The organism is Yoonia sp. KMU-150, assembly GCF_056858355.1.
Map to the genome: position 1 here is coordinate 26170 of NZ_JBXEQF010000004.1, position 16893 is coordinate 43062.

Consider the following 16893-nt stretch of genomic DNA (forward strand, 5'->3'; position numbering starts at 1 on the left):
ACGAACGCTGGTTTAGTTGATCCAGCTTTCCCAGACGTCGCGGTTCTCGTCCAGCCAGACCTCTGCGGCCTCATCGGGCTCAAGCTCGTCCACGTCGACGAGACGGGCCATTTCGGCGATCTGCGCGTTGGTGAAATCCACCTGCTCCAGCACCGCATAGGCGCCTGGCCACTTCTCTTCCATGCCTTCCCAGGCGGCTTTCTTCAGATAGCCGTTGGCAGGGTTGCCGCAATCGAAGAGCGCGTCAGGGTTCGGACCGACAGCCGGATCGGTGTCGCAGCCGGCTTCCCACTCGGGGAATTCGACGAACTCACCCGGCCAGACGGCCTCGGCAAAGTTGGGGGTCCAGTTGAAGACCACGATGGGGCGCTTGTCAGCCTCGGCTGCACCGATTTCCGCCCAGAGTGCCGCTGCGGAACCCGCATTCACCACGACGAAGTCCATGCCCAGAGCCTCGACCCGTTCCTGACCGTGCTTGAGCCAGTCGACCGGACCATCCAGGTAACGGCCCTTGTCGCCGGTTTCGGGTGTGGCGAAGAGGGCGGCGCACTCATTCAGGGCCTCCCAATCGGGCAGACCGGGGCATGCCTCTTTCGTCCACATCGGATACCACCAGTCCTCGCGGGTGACGGCGTTGTGGTCACCCACATCGACGATCCCGCCCTTTTCCATGGCGGCACGGAAGGATGCGCCGAACGCGCCTTCCCAGACCTCGAGCTCCATCGTCACGTCGCCGAGGCGGATCGATTCGTAAACGGCCTGGCTATCGGTGGTGACGTATTCCACGGCGTTGCCGCGCTCTTCCAGAATCTGGCCCACGACGTTGGACATCACGATCTGGGATGACCAGTTGTGGATCGGAATGACGATCGGGTCGCTGCTGTCCTGGGCCAGTGCGGCCAGCGGTGCAAGCGCCAGAACCCCGGCCGTCAGTGCAGTTGTCATGCGTTTCATATTTCTTCTCCCTTTATCTCTGCGCCCGTTGGCGGCGCGTTCGACCAGTCGCAATGCGGGTCGATGGCTTGGGATTCGCGATTCTGCCGTGCCGCGTGTTGTATCCCTTCGTGCACTGTCGCATGGTTTCACTCTCAATCAAGTTTTTTTCTTGTGAATACCAAAAATTGAACGCGCGGAAATCGGCGCATGTCGTATTTCAACGGGTGAGTGTCCAATCCCAAGCTGCCGAAACGCCTTGCTGACAGTAGCTTGGGCGAAAGGGGTGTCGAAAATGCGCTATTCGGGTTTCAGGGTCATCAAAGAGGCGTTGACCGGCCACAAAGGCTGGCAACCGGCGTGGCGCGACCCCGAACCGCAGGCGCATTACGATATCGTCATCATCGGTGGCGGCGGGCACGGGCTGGCCACGGCCTATTACTTGTCCAGGGAATTCGGGCAAAAGCGCATCGCGGTACTGGAAAAGGGCTGGATCGGCGGCGGCAACGTGGGCCGCAACACGACGATCATCCGCTCCAACTACCTGCTCGACGGGAACGAGCCGTTTTATGAATTCTCGCTCAAGCTCTGGGAAGGGCTGGAGCAGGATTTCAACTACAATGCGATGGTCAGCCAGCGCGGTATCCTGAACCTGATCCATTCCGACGCACAGCGCGACGCCTTCACCCGGCGCGGCAACGCGATGATCCTGAACGGCGCGGATGCGGAGATGCTGACCACAGCACAGATCAAGAAACGCTATCCTTTTCTCAATACCGAAGACGCGCGCTTCCCGATCAAGGGCGGGCTGGCGCAGCGTCGCGGCGGCACCGTGCGCCACGATGCGGTCGCCTGGGGCTATGCGCGCGGGGCCGACAGTCGCGGCGTCGACATCATCCAGAATTGCGAGGTCACGGGCTTTCGCATTGAAAACGGTGTGTGCAAGGGCGTGGAAACCTCGCGCGGGTTCATCGGCGCGAGCAAGGTCGGCTGTGCGGTCGCCGGATCGTCCAGCCGGCTAATGGCCAAGGCCGACATGCGTCTGCCGATGGAAAGCCACGTGTTGCAGGCTTTCGTGTCCGAGGGGCTGAAACCCGTGCTGCCCGGTGTCGTCACCTTTGGCGCGGGGCACTTCTATGTCAGCCAGTCCGACAAGGGCGGTCTGGTCTTCGGCGGCGATCTGGACGGCTACAACTCCTACGCCCAACGCGGCAACCTGCCCGTGGTCGAGGATGTCTGCGAGGGCGGCATGGCGATCTTTCCGGCCTTCGGGCGCGCGCGGCTGCTGCGGATGTGGGGCGGGATCATGGATATGTCGATGGACGGCTCGCCCATCATCGACCGCACCCATATCGACGGCCTCTATTTCAACGGCGGCTGGTGTTACGGCGGGTTCAAGGCCACGCCCGCGTCGGGCTTCTGCTTCGCGCATCTGCTCGCCCGTGACACCCCCCACCCCACCGCGCGGGCCTACCGGTTCGACAGGTTCGAAAAGGGCCTGATGATCGACGAAAAAGGCATGGGCAATCAGCCCAACCTGCATTGAGGCGCGTCACCATGTATCATTTTGCCAAAAATACTCAAAATTCCGCCCTCTCAACGGGACCAGACGCATGATCATCGACCACCCCCTTCTCGGCCCGCGCGACAGTGCCGAATTTACCTATATGGGCGACGCGAAACTGATCGACCGGCCCGATGGCATGGCCGAAGACAGCGCGGATGCGTTCTACGAATACGCCTACATGCGCGACAATCCTGCAGGCTGGCACGAGGAATTGTGGTTTCACGAAGCGGGCGACCGGTCCTGGCTGGTGGTGACACGCAACACGGTGACGCATGAGATCAGCAAGGTGGAACTGGCCCGCGACGTGGCCCGCAGCCGGGGGCGGAGCAAGTGACCCAGAAAAACCGCATCGACGGCGGCCAGATCGACCGCGAGACCGCGCTGAATTTCACCTTCGACGGCAAGCGTTATCAGGGCCACGCGGGCGATACGCTGGCCTCTGCCCTGCTGGCCAACGGTGTGTGGCTCATGGGCCGGTCGTTCAAATACCACCGCCCGCGCGGCCCACTGACCGCCGGATCGGAGGAACCCAACGCGCTGGTGGAATTGCGCAGCGGCGCGCGGCAGGAACCCAATACGCGCGCGACCACGGCAGAATTATACGACGGGCTGACCGCGAAAAGCCAGAACCGGCTGGGATCTCTGAAATTCGATCTGCTGTCGGTGAACGACCGGCTGTCGAACTTCCTCGCCGCCGGGTTTTACTACAAGACCTTCATGTGGCCCGCCGCCTTCTGGGAAAAACTCTACGAGCCGATCATCCGCCACGCCGCCGGGCTTGGGTCACTGTCGCTCAAGGACGACCCGGACGTTTACGACAAGGGGTTCCTGCACTGCGACCTGCTGGTCGTGGGCGCAGGTCCCGCCGGTCTGGCCGCCGCCCTGACCGCCGGGCGCGCCGGTGTGCGCGTGATTCTGGCGGACGAGGATTTTCGCATGGGCGGGCGGCTGAACGCCGAGACGCTGACACTGGGCGATCAATCCGGCGCAGATTGGGCGGCTGAAACCGTGGCGGAACTGGCCACCCTGCCCAATGTGCGGCTGATGAAACGGACAACCGTGATCGGTGCCTTCGACCACGGGATTTATGGCGCGGTAGAGCGGGTCAGCGACCACCTGCCCACCCCGGCCCCGGGCAAGCCGCGGCAGATTTTGTGGCGCATTTATGCCAAGCAAACCGTGTTGGCCGCCGGTGCCATCGAACGGCCCATCGCGTTCGAAAACAACGACCGCCCCGGCATCATGCTGGGCAGCGCGTTGCGCACCTATGCCAACCGCTACGGCGTGGCCGCCGACAGGCGCATCGCGATCTTTACCAACAACGACGAGGGCCACCAAACCGCCCGCGATCTGCACGCGCATGGCATCAAGATCGCCGCCGTCGTCGATACCCGCGCCGATGCCCCGCGCAGCGTGGATTACGAGGTGCTGCACGGGCAGATTGCCGACACCAAGGGCCGTCTTGGCCTGACCTTTGCCGAGGTGGCGCTGGCCGATGGCACGACCCGCACGCTGGAATGCGGCGCACTGGGCGTGTCGGGCGGCTGGAACCCTAATGTGCATATGACCTGCCACCAGCGCGGGCGGCCCACGTGGAATGAGGACCTTGCCGCCTTTGTTCCGGGCAAGGATCTCCCGCCGGGCATGACCGTCGCGGGGGCCGCGAAGGGCGATCTGTCCACCCACGGTACGCTGCAAGGCGGCGCGCGGGCGGCGCAGGCAGCCCTCAAGGCGCTGGGAATGAAGGGGGCGAAACCCAAGCTGCCGCAGGCCGAGGATACGCCGGTGAACATCACCCCGTTCTGGTACGTACAGGGCGCGAAACGCGCGTGGCTCGATCAGCAGAACGACGTGACCGTCAAGGACGTGAAGCTGTCGCATCAGGAAGGTTTCCGCTCGGTCGAGCACCTGAAACGCTACACCACGCTCGGCATGGCCACCGATCAGGGCAAGACATCGAACATGGGCGGCCTTGCGATCATGGCCGAACTGGCGGGCAAGGCGATCCCGGAGGTCGGCACCACAATCTTCCGCCCGCCCTACACCCCCACCGCCATCGGCGTGCTGGGCGGACGGCATCGCGGGCAGGAGTTCCACCCCAAGCGGCTGACGCCCTCGCACAAATGGGCCGAGGAGCGTGGAGCGGTCTTTGTCGAGGTCGGCAACTGGCTGCGCGCGCAGTGGTTCCCCCTGCCCGGTGAAGAGACATGGCGCGAAAGCGTGGACCGCGAGGTGTTGGCGACGCGCCAGTCGGTCGGTGTCTGTGATGTGACGACGCTGGGCAAGGTCGATGTGCAGGGCACGGATGCGGCCACGTTCCTCAACAAGATCTACGCCAACGGCTTTGCGAAACTGGCGGTCGGCAAGACCCGCTATGGCCTGATGCTGCGCGAGGACGGGATCGCGATGGACGACGGCACCGCCGCGCGTCTGGCCGAGGATCATTTCGTGGTCACCACCACGACCGCCAACGCCCTGCCCGTCTATCGCCACATGGAATTCGCGCGGCAATGCCTGTTCCCTGATCTCGATGTGCAGCTGATCTCGACGACCGAGGCCTGGGCGCAATACGCCGTCGCCGGCCCGAACGCGCGCAAGCTGCTGGCCAAGATCGTGGATCAGGACATTTCCAACGAGGCATTTCCCTTCATGGCTTGCGCCAACATCACCATCTGTGGCGGGCTGCGCGCACGGCTGTTCCGTATCTCGTTTTCCGGCGAACTGGCCTATGAGATCGCGGTGCCGAGCGCCTATGGCGACGCGCTGATCCGCAAGATCATGGAGGCGGGCGCGGAATTCGACGTGACCCCCTACGGCACAGAGGCACTGGGCGTCATGCGCATCGAAAAGGGCCACGCGGCGGGTAACGAATTGAACGGCACCACGACCGCCGCCAACCTTGGCATGGGGCGCATGGTGTCAAAGGCCAAGGACAGCATCGGGTCGAAACTGTCGGAACGTGCGGGGCTGAACCGCGACGGTGACCTGCGGCAGGTGGGGATCAAACCCGTCGACCCCGCGCAACCCGTGCCCGCCGGCGCGCATCTGATGAACGCCGATGGCCCGGTCTATGCGGCGCACGATCAGGGCTATGTGACATCGGCTTGTTTCTCGCCCAATCTGGGCCACGCAATCGCACTGGGGTTCCTCAAGGACGGGGCGAACCGCATGGGCGAGCGGATGCGGCTGGTCAGCCCGCTGACCGGCGTGAACACCGACGTAGAAATCACCAGCGCCCATTTCATCGACCCAGAGGGGGAACGATTGCGTGCTTGAGATGAAACCGATCACCGCTTTGGGCGGAACGGAACCACAGGTCGATACCTTCGACCATGTGACGATTACCGAGAATGACGGGCTGGCGCTGGCGTCGGTCGCGGCCCGCATGGGGCGCGAGGCAGAGGTACATGGCGCGCTGGAAAAGCTGCTGGGTGAAGTGCCTGCCGTGGGCCGCGCCGTCCTGCACGACCCGGAGGCCGGGTTCTGGATCGGGCCGGAGCAATGGATGATCGGCGCACCACGCGCCACGCATGAATTGCTGGCCGATCAGCTCAAGAACATGATGGGCGATGCGGCATCCATCACGGAACAATCGGGCGGCTGGGTGACGTTCGATGTCGTCGGGCGCGGCATGCCGGATATATGCGAGATCCTCTGCAACGTGCCGATCCGCACGATGACGGCGGGCGACGCGCAGCGCACGGTGATCCACCAGCTGGGCTGTTTCGTGATCCGCCGCGAAGATGACGACCACATCCGCATCCTCGGCCCCCGCGCATCGGCGGGCACGCTGCATCACGCGCTTGTCACGGCGGCACGCGCGACAGCCTAGGCCTGCGGAACGATCGTGTTCTCGCGCACGCGGAACATATTGATCTTTTGCCGGTCGTCCTTGGGATAGACGCCAAAGACGTCGTGATAGCTTTTGCTCATCGACCCCGAGGTGGCATAGCCCACTGCAATCGCGATCTGGATCATGCTGTCCTTGCTGTAAAGCAGCAGTTGCCGCGCCTTGTGCATCCGCAGGGACTTGTAATAGCCCAGCGGCGTCGTGCCGGTGGTTTTCTGGAACATCCGTTCCAGCTGCCGCACGGAAACGCCGACCGCATCGGCGACGTCGGCGATGTTCACCGGGTCCTCGATATGGTCTGCAAAGACGTCGATGGCCTGTTTGACCAGCGGCGGAAGCATGTCGTTGGTGCTTTCGGCGGCAAAGGTGGGCTTGCGCTGGGTCACCCCCTGCCCGCGCACCAGCGGATGTTGGAACCAGCAGGCCACTTCGGTCGCGACGTTCGCGCCGAGCGATTGTTCGATCAGGTGCAGCGCAAGATCGAAGGCCGCCGCGGCACCCGATGCGGTGATGCGGCGGTTGCCCAGCACGATCACGTCTTCCGTCGCGGCGATCTGCGGGAATTCCGCGGCAAAGGCGGTTTCGTAGCACCAGTGTACCGAGGTCAGATGCCCGTCGAGCAGCCCTGCCCGCGCAAGCGGGAAGATACCGCCGCTGATCGCACCCATCGTCATGCCGTGGCGCGCCAGTTTACGCAGCTTGCCGTCCGACGACGCGGGGGTCGCAAAGCGCGACGACGGCCCGCTGAGCAGGAAAAGCTGATCGCAGTTGTCCGTGTCGGCCAGCGCCGCGTCGGGCTCGAACCAGACCTTCGCGCTGGCCTCGACCCGCGCGCCGTCTTCCGACACCAGCCGCCAGGCGAATTTCTCGCGACCGGCGATTTCATTGGCCGCGCGCAGCGGCTCTATCATCGAGGTGAGGCAGGCCATCGGGAATCCGGGGAAAATCAGAAAGCCAATGACAATAGTTTCATCAGAAGTCATAAAATTATCCTATCAGGAATAATTCATGATATACCAGTGAAAATAATGTCTGTTTTTGCTGGCGGTTCTTGTGCTCCGATCCAGAAAAGAAGTATCGCGATGACCGTTCAGAAAAGAGATTTCGCCATGTCCGCCGCCATGCTTCAGCAGGACCCGCACCGCGTCCGTGATGCCCGTGAGAAAGTCCTTGAGGTCGCGATCGGCCGGGAGGTGCGGGCATTCCGCCGCAAGCAGGAGATCACCGTGGCGGAACTGTCGGCCACCACGGGCCTGTCGATCGGGATGTTGTCGAAGATCGAGAACGGCAACACGTCGCCGTCGCTGACCACGTTGCAGACGCTGGCCAACGCTCTGTCGGTGCCGCTCACGTCGTTTTTCCGGGGGTTCGAAGAGGCGCGCGCCGCCGTGCACACCAAGGCCGGCGAAGGTGTCGCGCTTGACCGTGACGGCACCCGCGCGAACCACCATTACAACCTGCTGGGCCACATCGGTGCCAACGCCAGCGGGGTGAACGTCGAACCCTATCTGATCACGCTGTCGGATGCGTCCGACACATTTCCCACGTTCCAGCATGGCGGGATCGAGACGATCTACATGCTCGAAGGGGCGGTCGATTATCGCCACGGCGACACGGTCTACCCGCTGCGCCCCGGCGATACACTGTTCTTCGACGCCGACGCGCCGCACGGACCGGAGGTGCTGGTTGAACTGCCAGCGCGGTATCTGTCGATCATCAGCTATCCGCAGAACCTGTGAAGGGGCGCCGCAGACTTTTCGAAAAGTCTGCCCAAAATCCTTTGAAGGATTTTGCCGCGCTCACTTTTGCAAAGGCGGCTCTGTCTCCAGATCGGGCCAGATGCCCGGCGATGTGGGCTGGCCGTCGTCGAACCGCGACAGGTAATCCAGCATCATGGGCCGGTTGTCGATGAACCCTTTATAGGTCGCCAGTTCGACCGGCAGATCGCGCACCACGCGGTGCAGACGGCGGCCCCATTTCGGCACGGTCATCAGGTCCTGAAAGCTGCACAGGTAACAGCGGATCGGGAACACCAGCGCGTTGGACCGCGGCAGGCGGAAGAACGTCTGCAATTCCACCCGCAAATGCTGTTTCGCGCCGATGTTCTCCGGCGTCAGCGTCGTTTTCTGGATGCCCCATTTGTGGTAGTTTTCGGGGCTGGTGTCCAATAGCGGGTTCACCGTCATCGTCCAGTTCAGCCGCCGCGCAGGCGCGCCCTGCTGGATGTTGAGCAGGAATTTCAACGCCCGGACGAAAATCCCCTTTTCGTGGGCCAGCGGCACCGGCGCGTGCCATTCAAAGAAGTTCATCCCGATATCGAAATCCAGCGACCAGTCGGCCTGCGTCGTCACGCAGCCGGCATCCATCCACAGGTTGTCGTCGCGCTGGTCCAGCACGCAGAAATCGCCCTGTGCCTGACGGGTGATGTATTCCATCGGGCCATAGGGCAGCGTCGCCTCGTCCAGAAAGGTGAACGTTTCGTCGATCCCCAGCGGCTTGTTCACCCAGCGCCACTTGTTGCCGTCACGGTGCAGCTCGAACAGGTCGGGGTAATCCTCGGACTTGCTGACCATGATCAGCTCCAGCAGGTCCCAGCCTGCCAGCGTCATATGCGGCAGCGACTGGCAGCGCAGCGGATCGTCGGCCAGCACCATTTCGCGGTCGCGCATTTCCGCGACATAGTGTTCGTCCACGTCGAACCGCTTTTCGTAGACGCTGTCCTTGGGGCCGCCGCGGTGCTGCTCCATGTTCACCGAATACATGTAGCTGTCTTCGTGAAACGGGAACGGGAACCGTTTGATCGCGCGGTCCGAGTTGTAGAAGGAATAGTCGTCGCGAAACGTCTCGTCGTTGAACTGCAGGGTCATGTCATCGGTCCAATACTAGTGTCTTGCCTTCGAAACGGCTGACGCAGGGCATGATCTTGTCGCCGCTGGCGTGTTCGGCATCGTCGAGCCAGTGGTCGCGGTGGATGAATTTGCCGCTGTAGTCGATCACCTGCGTTTCGCATTGGCCGCAGGCCCCGCCACGGCACAGATAGGGCGCATCGACGCCCGCCCGCTCGATCGCTTCCAGCAGACTTTCGTGTTCGCCGACCTGAACGACCTTGTTCGACACCGCCAGTTTCACCTCGAACGGCTTGCCGGGCTGCGGTGCGAGGAATTCCTCGTAATGGATGGCTTCACGCGGCCAGCCTTCGTCGGCGGCGGTCTGGCGCACCCAGTCGATCATCCCCTTCGGCCCGCAGACATAGACATGCGTGCCGAGCGGCTGTCCGTCCAGCAGGGCGGCAAGCGCGATCCGCTGGTCCTGATCGTCGTAATAGATGTGCGTCTCGTTGGGGTAATGGCTGGTCAATTCATCCACGTAGGACCCGAGCGCGGGCGTGCGGCAGGCATAGTGCAGCTCCCACCGGCCACCCAGCCGCTCCAACTGCTTGATCTGCGCCAAGAACGGCGTGATGCCGATGCCGCCAGCCAGAAACAGGTGTTTCCTGGCCCGCAGGTCGAGGCTGAACAGGTTGACGGGATAGGAGATCACCATCTCGTCTCCTACCTTAACGTTGTTGTGCATATAGAGCGACCCGCCCCGCCCCTCATCGTCGCGACGCACGGAAATGGTGTAGGTGGTCTGATCCATCGGATCGGACATCAGCGAATAGGGGTTCAGTCGCGTGATGTCGCCGTCAGGCATTTCCACCACTGTATGCGCACCACCCGAAAACGTGGGCAGCAGCCCGCCATCGGTGCGGCGAAAGGCAAAGCGCGTGACAAGATCGTTCAGCGGCACCACATCGGTGACAGTGACGGCGATTTTCTCGGCCCCGCTCATGTGTACAGCTCCTTTGGCTCCGGCACGTTGCCGGGGTCTTCGGCGTCGATGCACACGCCCTGATAGGCGGCCAGCCTGCGCGAATAGTGATCGCGCACGAACAGGTTCAGCCCGCAGTGGCTGCACACGAACGGGTCGGTCGTCACATCCTCGGTGATCCCCTTGCAATGCACGCATTGCATCCGCCGCGCGACCGATCCGCGATGTTCGGTCTGGATCGCGGTATGGGGGATACCGGCCTGCATCGCCTCGTTCTGGGCCTGCCCCATCAGCCCTTCGGTGCCGGTCAGATAGACCTGCAACCCCATCTTGGCGTCCGACAGGGTGCGGCGGATGCGCGGCACGGCGGCGGCGTAAGTTGGCCCCTCGTAATACTTCGCAGGTGCCAGCGCGCGCAGCCTGTCGCCGAACGCCTCACCCTTCGGGATGTAGATGATGTGCGATTTCGCCATCAGATCGGGCGTCGCCACATCCAGAATCGCCTCGGCCCCGTGGGCGTCGGCGATGAACAGATGCGCCGGCCCGGTCTGCGGGGCAAGCGTGCCATAGACCGGGCGACTTTTAATGCTTGGCGGAAAGGCAAATGTCGACATATCAGCCCTTTGCGGTGCGGATGGATTTATCCTTGTCGTAGAACGGCATCTCTTCCGCCGTCGCTGCCAGTTCGGTGCCGTCGGGCTGCACGACCGTCAGCTTCGTTCCCGGTTTGGCGACGGCAGGATCGAGCCGCGCGATGGCGACGGAGTAATCGTTCAGTTCAGACGACAGGCCATAGGTGATGACGCCCACATCCTTGCCGTCTGCATGAACGCGCGCGAACATCTCCATCCGGTCCATGCTGTCGGTCAGCTTCACACCGTAGATCTTGAAGCGCTCTTTCCCTTCCAGCGCATAGTGGTTTTCCGCCCCGATGAACCCCTCCTTGCCGGGCGAGACCACAAAGTCGAGCCCCAATTCCCACAGGCTGTCGCCCGCGGGCGTGCCATCCTCGAACGGGAAGGTTTCGGAATTGTCGCCGGGGTAGAACAGCAGATAGCTTTCGATGCGCAGCATATCGAGCGTGCTGAACTGCGTGGGGCGGATGCCCATGCTTTCACCCTCGGACAGGATATTGTCCCAGACGTGCACCGCGTCCTTGCGGCCCACGAAAATCTCGTAGCCCCGCTCGCCGGTGTAGCCGGTGCGCGAGATCATCACGTTCCGACCGAAGAGCTTGGTGTGCATGATCCCGAAATAGGCCAGATCGCGGATGCCATCGACGTGCTTGGCCAGAAAATCGACAGACACGGGCCCCTGCAGGGACATATCGTGCAGATCGTCGTCGAACAGCACCGCAACGTTCTTGGCCGCAGCCACCTTGGTCAGCTGTTCCATCCCGGTACCGGTGCCGTGCACGACCATCCATGAATTGACCGCCAGATGGTAGATCACGCAGTCATCCACGAACAGGCCACGCTCGTCCAGGATCGCGGCATAGGTCGACCGCCCGACACCGATCTTCTCGACGTTGCGAGTGGTCACGCGGTCGATCACATAGGCGGCGTCCTGCCCCACGACATGCACCTTCTTCAGGCCGGACACATCCATCAGCCCCGCCTTGGTGCGGATCGCCTCGTAATCGGCCTTCGCCCGTTCCGGCGTATCGTCGTAGAACCAGGCGGTGCCCATGCCGTTCCAGTCCTCCAACTCGCCCCCGATAGCGGCGTGGCGATGCGCGAGCGCGGATTGTCTCCAGAGAATGGCCATGTGATCTGTCCCTATCGGTCTATTTTTCGTTGCCTTGATTGAGACTCACTCGGCTTTCAAAAGCAAGACTGTTAGTCAAAAAAGTTTCCTGTCAGGGAAAACGCGGCACGTAAAAAGGGGCGACGCCGGCGCCGCCCCTTTCCATCGTTTCACACGCAGCGCGTTACTTGTGATTGCGGTACTTGGCCGCTTCGCGGGACTGCCCGATCACGAGTGCGCCGATACAGATGGCAATCGCGATCACGGTGAACATGCCGGGCATCGACGTGCCCCAGCCCATGAAGATCGCGCCTTCCGCGACATCCCACGATGCGGTTTCATATGGATAACCCATGTGTCTTCTCCTTTGTTCAGCTTGAAGCAGGCGGGGACACGACGATCCCCTCCGGATAGGCCTGTGCAGGGACTTTCACCGTGTCCAGACCCGCAATCTCCGCGGCTTCCGGCACACGCAACATGCCCAGCATTTTCAGCACCAGCGACGTGACGTAACCGGTGCTCAGACCGATGGCGATGAACACCACCGCCCCCACCAGCTGACCGATGAAGCTGACGGTCGGCACGCCGACCTCGCCCGACAGCGCGGGATAGCCCGATGCAAAGACGCCCAGCATCAGCATCCCGAAGACACCGATGGTGCCGTGCACGGTGACGGCCCCCACGGCGTCGTCGATGCCCATGCGCTCCAGCACACCGGCGGCGGGCTTGAGCATGACACCACCGGCGAAGGCGATGATGAAGGTCAGGCCAGGCCAGTAGATATCAAGGCCCGACGCGGTCGCGATGATCCCCGCAAGCGCCCCGGACATCATCCAGAACGGATTGCGCGTGAACAGCCACGCACCGATGATCCCGCCGGCCACGGCCATCAGGATGTTGAACGACAGCGCACCAAGGTTCGTGGGTGTACCGTAGATGGTGGTGAAGTTGTCACCCCACGACCAGGCCTCGCCGCCCACGACCAGACAGGCCATCAGGAAGCCCCAGAAGCCGACGATGATCAGCATCAGGCCGGTCGCGGTGAACGGCAGGTTGTGGCCGGGCAGATCGTTGGCGCTGCCGTCGGCGTTGAACTTGCCGATGCGCGGGCCAAGGTTGATCAGCACACCCAGCGCAAAGAACGCCGCGACCGCGTGCACCAGACCGGCGGCACCAAAGTCATGCAAGCCCCAGCTTTGCACCAGCCAGCCATCCGCGTGCCAGCCCCATGCGGCGGCCAGCGTCCAGCTGAACCCGCCCAGCACGACGGCGCAGATGACGAAGCCGACGGTCTGGATCCGCTCGATCACGGCACCCGACATGATGGATGCGGTCGTGGCGGCGAACAGCGTGAAGGCCCCCCAGAACACACCGCTGATCTGGTCCTGCAGGTTCGGCCCCATGAATTCGGCCCCCGGCCCCCAGCCGAATGCGATGGCGGCGGCGTATTCGCCCCCCGAAATGCCGTTCGGCCCGGCGGAAAGCGAAAAGCCCGTGGGCATCGCCCAATAGACCCACCAGCCGAAAAAGTAGAAGGCCGGGATCACGAAGGCGAAGGCCAGGATGTTCTTCACACCCGACGACAGCGCGTTCTTGGCGCGCGATGCCCCCATCTCGTAGGCTAGAAAGCCCGCGTGGATGATGATCATCAAAGGGATCGTCAGATAATAATAGGTTTCGGCAAACATGGTGTTGGTCAGGTTTCCCTTCGCCTCGATGGCAGCGACCTGCGCTGCGAGTTCGGCAAGTTGTTCTTCCACGTCTCATACCCCCGCGTCGAATTACTGTTGGCTGCGGTCCTTGGCCTTGCGTGCCACCGCTGGCGGAAATGAAACACGGGTTGTCGTTTTTACATAGCGTTTTTTGCCCTATGTGAAAAAAAGTTTCCTAGTAGTTGAGTTTCTGATTTTTGGTGATAGCGTTCGATCAGGCGTCGCGGTATAGGCCTGACGCATTTCTAAGGGATGACAATCATGTGCGGAATTGTGGGATTATTCCTCAAGGACAAGGCCTTGGAGCCTCGGCTGGGCGAGATGCTCACAGCGATGCTGATCACCATGACGGACCGTGGCCCCGACAGCGCGGGCATCGCGATCTATGGCGGCGAATCGCAGGGCCGGACCAAGCTGGTGGTGCAGTCGGACGACCCCGATGCCGCATTTGCGGGTCTCGACAACGCGCTAAGCGACGCGCTCGGCGGCCCGGTGACGATGACCGTGAAAAGCACCCACGCGATTCTGGACATCCCGTCGGGCACCACGGCACAGGCCCGCGCGGCAATTGACGATCTGGCGCGTGGCATCCGCGTGATGAGCCGGGGCGACAGCCTTGAGATCTACAAGGAAGTGGGTCTGCCCAAGGATGTAGCCGCGCAGTTCGACGTATCGTCCATGTCCGGCACGCACGGCATCGGCCACACCCGCATGGCCACGGAATCCGCCGTCACCACCATGGGCGCGCATCCGTTCAACACCGGTGACGACCAGTGCCTCGTGCACAACGGATCGCTGTCCAACCACAATTCCCTGCGCCGCAAGCTGCGCCGCGAGGGGATCCACATCGAAACCGAAAACGACACCGAGGTGGGCGCCGCCTACCTCACCTGGCAGATGCAGAACGGCATGACCCTGGGCGAGGCGCTACAATCCTCGCTCGACGATCTGGACGGCTTCTTTACCTTCCTCGTCGGCACCAAGGACGGGTTCGGCGTGGTCCGCGACCCGATCGCCTGCAAACCCGCCGTGATGGCCGAAACCGATCAATACGTCGCCTTCGGCTCCGAATACCGCGCGCTCGTCGACCTGCCCGGCATCGAAAACGCAAGGGTGTGGGAGCCGGAGCCCGCAACCGTCTATTTCTGGAGCCACAACGCCGCTCCGACAGCTACCGAGAAAGCCGCCTGACACATGCAAACCATTGATCTGACCGAAGTGGGTCTGCGCGAAACCAACAAGACACTGCATGCCCAGGCGGAAAACACCAACCAGACCGCGTGGGAAATCGTGAACCCGCGCGGCGCACACGCCATCGCCTGCGGGTTGAACGCGCCCATCGAGGTTACCGTGAAAGGCTCCACCGGCTATTACTGTGCCGGCATGAATCAGCAGGCCACGGTGAACATCCACGGCTCTGCCGGGCCCGGCACCGGCGAGAACATCATGTCCGGCAAGATCGTGATCGAGGGCGACGCCAGCCAGTATCTGGGGGCCACGGGCCACGGTGGGCTGATCGTGGTAAAGGGCAACGCCTCCTCGCGTTGCGGCATCTCGATGAAGGGCGTGAACATCGTCGTACAGGGCAACATCGGCCACATGAGCGCGTTCATGGGGCAATCCGGCAATCTAGTCGTCTGCGGCGACGCGGGCGACGCATTGGGCGACAGCTGTTACGAGGCGCGGTTTTTCGTGCGCGGCTCGGTGAAATCGCTGGGGGCCGATTGCGAGAAGAAAGAGATGCGGGCCGAGCATCTGGAAATCCTGCGGGACCTGCTGGACGAGGCCGGGATCGACGCGGACCCCTCGGAATTCACCCGCTACGGATCGGCCCGCAACCTTTACAACTTCGACGTCGACAACGCCGCGGCGTATTGAGGATACAATCAGATGAACGATCAGAACCCCAAGGGTATCCCGCAGACGACCCCGCGCCAGTCGGCGACATTCACGCAGGATATCAACTCCGACATCCGCCGCGCGGCCGCCACCGGCATCTATGACATTCGCGGTGGCGGGGCGAAACGCAAGGTGCCGTCCTTCGACGACCTGCTGTTCATGGGCGCGTCGATCTCGCGCTACCCGCTCGAAGGCTACCGCGAAAAATGCGAGACCAACGTGACCATCGGCGGGCTGCACGCCGAAAACCCGATCGAGTTGGACATCCCCATCACCATCGCGGGCATGTCCTTCGGCGCGCTGTCCGGCCCCGCGAAAGAGGCGTTGGGCCGTGGCGCATCCGCCGCCGGCACATCGACCACCACGGGCGACGGCGGCATGACGCCCGAAGAGCGCGGCCATTCCACCAAGCTGGTCTATCAATACCTGCCATCCCGCTACGGCATGAACCCCGATGACCTGCGCAAGGCCGACGCCATCGAAATCGTCGTGGGTCAGGGCGCCAAACCCGGCGGCGGCGGCATGTTGCTGGGCCAGAAGATCAGCGACCGCGTGGCGCAAATGCGCAACCTGCCCAAGGGGATCGACCAGCGGTCCGCCTGTCGTCACCCCGACTGGACCGGGCCGGACGATCTTGAAATCAAGATCCTGGAACTGCGCGAAATCACCGGCTGGAAGGTCCCGATCTACGTCAAGGTCGCGGGTGCGCGCCCCTATTACGACACGACGCTGGCGATCAAGGCCGGGGCCGACGCGGTCGTCCTCGACGGTATGCAGGGCGGCACAGCGGCCACGCAGGATGTGTTCATCGAACACGTGGGCCTGCCCACGCTGGCCATCGTGCGCCCCGCCGTGCAGGCGCTTCAGGATCTGGGGATGCACCGCAAGGTGCAGTTGATCCTGTCCGGCGGGATCCGGTCAGGTGCCGACGTGGCCAAGGCGATGGCGCTGGGGGCGGATGCCGTCGCCATCGGCACCGCCGCCCTGATCGCACTGGGTGACAATGACCCGAAGTGGGAGGCCGAGTATAACAAGCTGGGCACGACCGCGGGTGCCTACGACGACTGGCACGAGGGGCAGGACCCCGCCGGTATCACCACGCAGGACCCGGAACTGATGGCGCGCTTTGATCCCATCGAAGGGGGCCGCCGTCTGCGCAACTACCTCAAGGTGATGACGCTGGAGGCGCAGACCATCGCGCGGGCCTGCGGCAAGAACCATCTGCACAACCTCGAACCCGAGGACCTCGTCGCGCTCACCATGGAGGCAGCCGCCATGGCCAGGGTGCCGCTGGCCGGCACCGACTGGTACCCCGGCAAACCCAACACATCCTACTGACCTAAAACGAGGGCGCGGCCGGTAACGGACCGCGCCCC

16 protein-coding genes are annotated in these 16893 nt (G+C 63.0%); 8 read left to right on the forward strand and 8 right to left on the reverse strand.

Annotation, left to right across the window (positions count from 1 at the left end; translation table 11 throughout):
- Nucleotides 1-12: 12 nt before the first annotated feature.
- Nucleotides 13-954 (reverse strand): ABC transporter substrate-binding protein, encoded by a 942-nt coding sequence (locus AC04PH_RS16950; RefSeq protein ID WP_483067022.1) that lies wholly within the window; start codon nucleotides 952-954, stop codon nucleotides 13-15.
- A 274-nt stretch (nucleotides 955-1228) separates the two neighbouring features.
- Between AC04PH_RS16950 and AC04PH_RS16955 the strand changes: the two genes are divergently transcribed.
- The 4 genes from AC04PH_RS16955 (at nucleotide 1229) to AC04PH_RS16970 (ending at nucleotide 6332) form a co-directional block, all read left to right on the forward strand.
- Nucleotides 1229-2479, forward strand: coding sequence for a sarcosine oxidase subunit beta family protein (locus AC04PH_RS16955; RefSeq protein ID WP_483067023.1), 1251 nt, complete (start codon nucleotides 1229-1231; stop codon nucleotides 2477-2479).
- 67 nt (nucleotides 2480-2546) lie between these two features.
- Nucleotides 2547-2834 (forward strand): sarcosine oxidase subunit delta, encoded by a 288-nt coding sequence (locus AC04PH_RS16960; RefSeq protein WP_483067024.1) that lies wholly within the window; start codon nucleotides 2547-2549, stop codon nucleotides 2832-2834.
- Entirely contained in the window at nucleotides 2831-5776 is a 2946-nt protein-coding gene (locus tag AC04PH_RS16965; protein WP_483067025.1) for a sarcosine oxidase subunit alpha family protein, read from the forward strand. Before AC04PH_RS16960 ends, AC04PH_RS16965 begins: the two co-directional genes overlap by 4 nt.
- A gap of 1 nt (nucleotide 5777) precedes the next feature.
- Complete coding sequence (locus tag AC04PH_RS16970) at nucleotides 5778-6332, forward strand: sarcosine oxidase subunit gamma (protein ID WP_483067065.1); 555 nt, start codon at nucleotides 5778-5780, stop codon at nucleotides 6330-6332.
- Here AC04PH_RS16970 and AC04PH_RS16975 read toward each other — a convergent pair.
- Nucleotides 6329-7333: a GlxA family transcriptional regulator gene (locus AC04PH_RS16975; RefSeq protein ID WP_483067026.1), complete on the reverse strand. Its 1005-nt coding sequence runs from the start codon at nucleotides 7331-7333 to the stop codon at nucleotides 6329-6331. The two genes, AC04PH_RS16970 and AC04PH_RS16975, sit on opposite strands and share 4 nt — an antisense overlap.
- A gap of 126 nt (nucleotides 7334-7459) precedes the next feature.
- Between AC04PH_RS16975 and AC04PH_RS16980 the strand changes: the two genes are divergently transcribed.
- Nucleotides 7460-8089, forward strand: coding sequence for a helix-turn-helix domain-containing protein (locus AC04PH_RS16980; RefSeq protein WP_483067066.1), 630 nt, complete (start codon nucleotides 7460-7462; stop codon nucleotides 8087-8089).
- A 60-nt stretch (nucleotides 8090-8149) separates the two neighbouring features.
- Here the strand turns inward: AC04PH_RS16980 and AC04PH_RS16985 are convergent, their stop codons facing one another.
- The 6 genes from AC04PH_RS16985 to AC04PH_RS17010 form a co-directional block, all read right to left on the reverse strand.
- Nucleotides 8150-9217: a heme-dependent oxidative N-demethylase family protein gene (locus AC04PH_RS16985; protein WP_483067027.1), complete on the reverse strand. Its 1068-nt coding sequence runs from the start codon at nucleotides 9215-9217 to the stop codon at nucleotides 8150-8152.
- A 1-nt stretch (nucleotide 9218) separates the two neighbouring features.
- Nucleotides 9219-10181, reverse strand: coding sequence for a PDR/VanB family oxidoreductase (locus AC04PH_RS16990; protein WP_483067028.1), 963 nt, complete (start codon nucleotides 10179-10181; stop codon nucleotides 9219-9221).
- The gene (gene dmmA, locus AC04PH_RS16995) at nucleotides 10178-10774 is read right to left on the reverse strand and encodes a dimethylamine monooxygenase subunit DmmA (RefSeq protein WP_483067029.1); all 597 of its coding nucleotides are present in this window, start codon (nucleotides 10772-10774) and stop codon (nucleotides 10178-10180) included. Before dmmA ends, AC04PH_RS16990 begins: the two co-directional genes overlap by 4 nt.
- Nucleotide 10775: 1 nt before the next feature.
- Entirely contained in the window at nucleotides 10776-11927 is a 1152-nt protein-coding gene (locus AC04PH_RS17000) for an aminomethyl transferase family protein (RefSeq protein WP_483067030.1), read from the reverse strand.
- A gap of 163 nt (nucleotides 11928-12090) precedes the next feature.
- Nucleotides 12091-12261: a hypothetical protein gene (locus AC04PH_RS17005; RefSeq protein WP_483067031.1), complete on the reverse strand. Its 171-nt coding sequence runs from the start codon at nucleotides 12259-12261 to the stop codon at nucleotides 12091-12093.
- Between the two features lie 16 nt (nucleotides 12262-12277).
- Complete coding sequence (locus AC04PH_RS17010; RefSeq protein ID WP_483067032.1) at nucleotides 12278-13666, reverse strand: ammonium transporter; 1389 nt, start codon at nucleotides 13664-13666, stop codon at nucleotides 12278-12280.
- Between the two features lie 213 nt (nucleotides 13667-13879).
- Between AC04PH_RS17010 and AC04PH_RS17015 the strand changes: the two genes are divergently transcribed.
- Genes AC04PH_RS17015 through AC04PH_RS17025 form a run of 3 tightly spaced genes read left to right on the forward strand, consistent with a single transcriptional unit; the run spans nucleotide 13880 to nucleotide 16855 of the window.
- A complete protein-coding gene (locus AC04PH_RS17015) occupies nucleotides 13880-14809 on the forward strand; it encodes a class II glutamine amidotransferase (protein WP_483067033.1) in 930 nt (309 codons plus the stop codon).
- A gap of 3 nt (nucleotides 14810-14812) precedes the next feature.
- Nucleotides 14813-15496 carry a protein GlxC gene (locus tag AC04PH_RS17020; RefSeq protein WP_483067034.1) on the forward strand — a complete coding sequence of 228 codons (684 nt, stop codon included), beginning with the start codon at nucleotides 14813-14815 and terminating at the stop codon, nucleotides 15494-15496.
- A gap of 12 nt (nucleotides 15497-15508) precedes the next feature.
- Nucleotides 15509-16855, forward strand: coding sequence for an FMN-binding glutamate synthase family protein (locus AC04PH_RS17025; protein ID WP_483067035.1), 1347 nt, complete (start codon nucleotides 15509-15511; stop codon nucleotides 16853-16855).
- Nucleotides 16856-16893: the final 38 nt, after the last annotated feature.

Excerpts from the sequence above, each read along its gene's own strand:
- dmmA (WP_483067029.1), bottom strand. The coding sequence starts at position 10,774 with ATGTCGACATTTGCCTTTCCGCCAAGCATTAAAAGTCGCCCGGTCTAT.
- AC04PH_RS17015 (WP_483067033.1), top strand. The coding sequence starts at position 13,880 with ATGTGCGGAATTGTGGGATTATTCCTCAAGGACAAGGCCTTGGAGCCT.
- AC04PH_RS16970 (WP_483067065.1), top strand. The coding sequence starts at position 5,778 with ATGAAACCGATCACCGCTTTGGGCGGAACGGAACCACAGGTCGATACC.
- AC04PH_RS17005 (WP_483067031.1), bottom strand. The coding sequence starts at position 12,261 with ATGGGTTATCCATATGAAACCGCATCGTGGGATGTCGCGGAAGGCGCG.
- AC04PH_RS16955 (WP_483067023.1), top strand. The coding sequence starts at position 1,229 with ATGCGCTATTCGGGTTTCAGGGTCATCAAAGAGGCGTTGACCGGCCAC.
- AC04PH_RS16980 (WP_483067066.1), top strand. The coding sequence starts at position 7,460 with ATGTCCGCCGCCATGCTTCAGCAGGACCCGCACCGCGTCCGTGATGCC.
- AC04PH_RS16975 (WP_483067026.1), bottom strand. The coding sequence starts at position 7,333 with ATGACTTCTGATGAAACTATTGTCATTGGCTTTCTGATTTTCCCCGGA.
- AC04PH_RS16985 (WP_483067027.1), bottom strand. The coding sequence starts at position 9,217 with ATGACCCTGCAGTTCAACGACGAGACGTTTCGCGACGACTATTCCTTC.
- AC04PH_RS16990 (WP_483067028.1), bottom strand. The coding sequence starts at position 10,181 with ATGAGCGGGGCCGAGAAAATCGCCGTCACTGTCACCGATGTGGTGCCG.
- AC04PH_RS17000 (WP_483067030.1), bottom strand. The coding sequence starts at position 11,927 with ATGGCCATTCTCTGGAGACAATCCGCGCTCGCGCATCGCCACGCCGCT.
- AC04PH_RS17020 (WP_483067034.1), top strand. The coding sequence starts at position 14,813 with ATGCAAACCATTGATCTGACCGAAGTGGGTCTGCGCGAAACCAACAAG.
- AC04PH_RS16960 (WP_483067024.1), top strand. The coding sequence starts at position 2,547 with ATGATCATCGACCACCCCCTTCTCGGCCCGCGCGACAGTGCCGAATTT.
- AC04PH_RS16950 (WP_483067022.1), bottom strand. The coding sequence starts at position 954 with ATGAAACGCATGACAACTGCACTGACGGCCGGGGTTCTGGCGCTTGCA.
- AC04PH_RS17025 (WP_483067035.1), top strand. The coding sequence starts at position 15,509 with ATGAACGATCAGAACCCCAAGGGTATCCCGCAGACGACCCCGCGCCAG.